Here is a 3,561-nt window from a genome sequence, read left to right as displayed (position 1 = left end):
AGGGTGGCGCGGCGCGGCCCGAAACACAGGTAGTAGGCGATCTCCATGGGGTCACTGATCGAGCGCCGGGCCACCAGCCAGTGTCCCCGGCCTTTGCGCCACCGGGTGCCGATCGCGATACGCGCCCTGGTAGGTGTAGTCGTAGGTGTGCCTGGCGGCATAGTCGACCTCGGGGTCGGGGTCGGTGGGATCGACCCAGGAGGTGTCCCGCTTGCTGGGCCACTTGTCCCAGCGGCCGAGGACCATGGTCGTGGACGTGGGGCTGCACCACGCCTCGCCGCCGCCGTCCCATTCGGGGTAGTGCCCCTCGTGGACGTTCTGCGACCGGCGCGGTACGTCGAGTTCGACGCCCCACGCGCCGCCGCCCGGGCTGACCGGCACGCTCGCGCGGTCCGGTACGGCGGACGCCATCGCGCCGAGCGCGGTCACGACCGGCCCCCGGGACTGGCCCGGCTTGCGGTAGAGGGTGACGCGCAACTGGTAGGAGTCGATCGGCCTGCCCTTGGCGGCGACGAAGGTGTCCACCGCCACGCTGCCGTCGGCGTCGCCCTGGCCGCGTACGGACGTGCGCTGGATGTCCGCGTCGCCGTACGCCCAGCGGCCGAGGACGTACCACTTGGTGTCGGGGGTGGTGCCGCGCATGTCCACCTGGATCCAGGTGCCCGCCGGGGTGTCGGCGGTCCAGGAGGCGACGAGTTCGGTGGCGGCGAACCCGACGGCCCGGCCGGAACCGGTCCAGCGGGCGTACTCCCAGGTCTTGGCGCCCAGCGCGTCGGTGTAGGTGACGGTGCCCACGGCCTTGCCGAAGCGCAGCGCGCCGCCGGCGGCGGAGGTGCCCTCCTGGGTGCCCGCGGGGAAGGCGGCCCGTTGGTAGACGACTTCGGGGATCTGCGCGGGGGCCCTCGCGGCGGCGGCCGCGCCGGTTACCGGGCCCGTCACCGGGGCCGCGACGAGGACCAATGACATGAGCGCTACGGTCGGCTTGCGCATGTGACCTCACTTAGGGGCTCGACGCGGGGAATGTAGTTCGCCGGTCGGGCGCGCACATCGGAGATGTTACGTATCGCGCGCGGAACCCGGGCCACTCCGGCGAAGTTCCACACTTTCCCGATTTCCGGACATCCCCTTTGTCGTGGTCACCAAGCTCCTATTCTCATGAAAGGCTGTTGGCGATCATGGACCCCCCATCCTCGGAAGGACCGACCGCCATGGCCGGCGCCAGCGACCCCGCCCCCCCCGGACTCGACCCGACCGTCCCGCACACCGCCCGCGTCTGGAACTACTGGCTGGGCGGCAAGGACAACCACGCCCCCGACCGGGCGGTCGGCGAGCGGATCCGCCAGGTGATCCCGGACATCGCCGAGTCGGCCCGCGCCGACCGGATGTTCCTCGGCCTGGCCGTCCGCTACCTGGCGGGCGAGGCGGGCATCCGGCAGTTCCTGGACCTGGGCACCGGCCTGCCCACCGCCGGCAACACGCATGAGATCGCGCAGCGCGTCGCCCCCGAGTCCCGGATCGTGTACGTGGACGACGACCCCCTCGTACTCAGCCACGCCCGCGCCCTCCTCGTCGGCACCCCCGAGGGCCGGACCGACTACCTCCACGCCGACGTACGTGATCCCGGCGCGGTGCCCTCGGGCGGCCATCTCGCCATCGCCCACCCCACCGACGAGGTCAACGCGGCGGCGGCGCGAGGCCGTCCGGATCGGCAACGAGGCGGGAGTGGCCGAAATGTGCCTGCGCGGGAAGGACCGGCTCGCCGCGTTCTTCGACGGGCTGGAACTGCTGCCACCCGCGGTCGTCTCATGCTCCCGGTGGCGTCCCGAGGAGTCGCCGTTCGGGGTTCCGGATGAGGTTTATCAGTTCTGCGGGCTTGCCAGAAAGCGGTGAGGCGGGTGGGAGCGCGCTGCTGTGTGACACGGTATGCAGGTTACGGGCGGACCGTATCATCGAAACGTGACCGCACTTTATACCTAAGTACGCTTGTATTGCCAAATACGGCCCCGCTTTTATTCTGACATCGTGAGGGCCGCCTTCTATTGGATAAGACTTCCCAAGTACAGTGCCTCTTCCTGCTTTAAGAAGGATTCACGACCTTCTGCCCTTACGATGTGGGTGGCATTGTGCTAGGCGGAGGTATCTGATGGTTCGATACACTTTGGGGAAGGAAGACAAGGGCGGCGCGCGCGATCCCGTGCCACTGGGAGCCGTCGGCGCCCTTCCTGCCTTCGCCGATGTCGGCATAGTGCTCGCCGAGGCGGTGGGGAGGATCACCCCCGACGACTTACTCTCCGCTGATCACGGATACACTCAAACGGACAGAAAGCAGATCCTCGCCCATGTCCGGCTGCGCGACATGCGCTCGATCAGCAAAATGGCCGCGACCAGTCTTACCCGGGCACTGCGCGGAAGTGACAAGAAAAGGGGCTCTTCACTTATCTGTGCACTGAGTACCCGCTTTAGCCGTGGCTTCGACAACTCCGATGGACTCTCAGCAGAGACCTGCGTCAACCTCCTGCACGCGAGCACGGCGGCCGGGGCGCTGGCCGAGGCGCCGCAGATCGCCGAGGCGCTGACGAGCCTGGACGGACTCACCGGCAACTTCATCGACCTGGTGCTGATCGACATCTTCCGGCACGACCACGCGCTGTCCGGGCTGGCGCTCGCCCTGCTGCTCTCTTCCACCGAGCGGATGGCCCCGCAGGCCGCCGACGTGCTCCGCACGGCGTGGGACCAGTTGCGAGAGGGCCAGGCCAGGCTGCCCGAGGTACCGATCTCGCTGACCGAACTCCGCGCCATCGCCGCGGCCGAGGCGAGCGCGGCTGCGGAAGCGGAGGCGCAAGCGGAAGCGGCGGCCAAGGCGGCGGCGGTCGCGGTGAAGGCCGTCGCCCCGCCCGCGAAGGCGGCGGCGGTGGGCAATGGCGCGGCTCCCGCCGTGGCGGCGGAGCCGGAACCCCGTTCGCCGGTCGCGCCTGCTGCCGCCGAGGCCGCGTTCGATGGGACCGCGTTCGATGGGACCGCGTTCGATGGGACCGCGTTCGACGAGTTGCGCGCGGGTCTGGAACGGTTGCGCGCGTCGTTCGCCGCGGCGGCCGGTTCGGCCGAGCGGGTACGGCAGGCGTACGCCGACCAGCGCCGCCCGGCCCAGCACGACCTGAGCGCGCTCAACGGGCTCGCCGGTGAGTTCGACGACCTGCGCGCCCGCGTCGAGGCGGCGTGCGGCGGTCAGGTCACCGAGGCCAGCGCCGACGCCCTGGAAGAGGTGCTGGACCAGGCCGTGACCGCTCACTTCCGGCGGCACCGGGTACGCGCCCTGGCCGAGGTCGCCGGGCCTTCGGTGCTGGAGGCACTGCTTTCGGAGGTACGCGAGGGGGCGCTGGTGGGCGCGCCGGGCCTGGAGACCCTGGCCGACCTGATCAGCCTGGGCGGCGACCCGGACGCCTTCCTGGAGAGGTTCAGCTTGCAGGAACGGTTCCGGCAGGAGGCCCCGGACCACTGGGCGCCGGTCGCGGGCGCCGCCGCCGAGGGCCTGCTCACCCTGCCCGACCGACCCCCACACCC

General features: G+C 70.4%; 1 protein-coding gene and 2 pseudogenes. 2 read left to right on the top strand and 1 reads right to left on the bottom strand.

From position 1 onward, the window contains the following. Positions 1-138 precede the first annotated feature (138 nt). Positions 139-966 (bottom strand): annotated as a pseudogene (locus C1I98_RS46550) (cysteine peptidase family C39 domain-containing protein); the annotation flags it as partial. A 242-nt stretch (positions 967-1,208) separates the two neighbouring features. On the opposite strand from C1I98_RS46550, the pseudogene C1I98_RS36660 reads away from it, so the two are divergent. Together C1I98_RS36660 and C1I98_RS36655 are read left to right on the top strand one after the other, a co-directional pair. Further along, positions 1,209-1,890, top strand: a pseudogene (locus C1I98_RS36660) (SAM-dependent methyltransferase). Between the two features lie 268 nt (positions 1,891-2,158). Next, positions 2,159-3,561 (top strand): hypothetical protein (locus C1I98_RS36655; protein WP_199537493.1); only part of this gene is annotated, 1,403 nt, incomplete at its 3' end.

Source organism: Spongiactinospora gelatinilytica (assembly GCF_003236385.1).
In the GTDB taxonomy this organism is placed as follows: Bacteria; Actinomycetota; Actinomycetes; order Streptosporangiales; family Streptosporangiaceae; genus Spongiactinospora; species Spongiactinospora gelatinilytica.
This window is presented reverse-complemented; position numbering and strand designations above follow the sequence as displayed.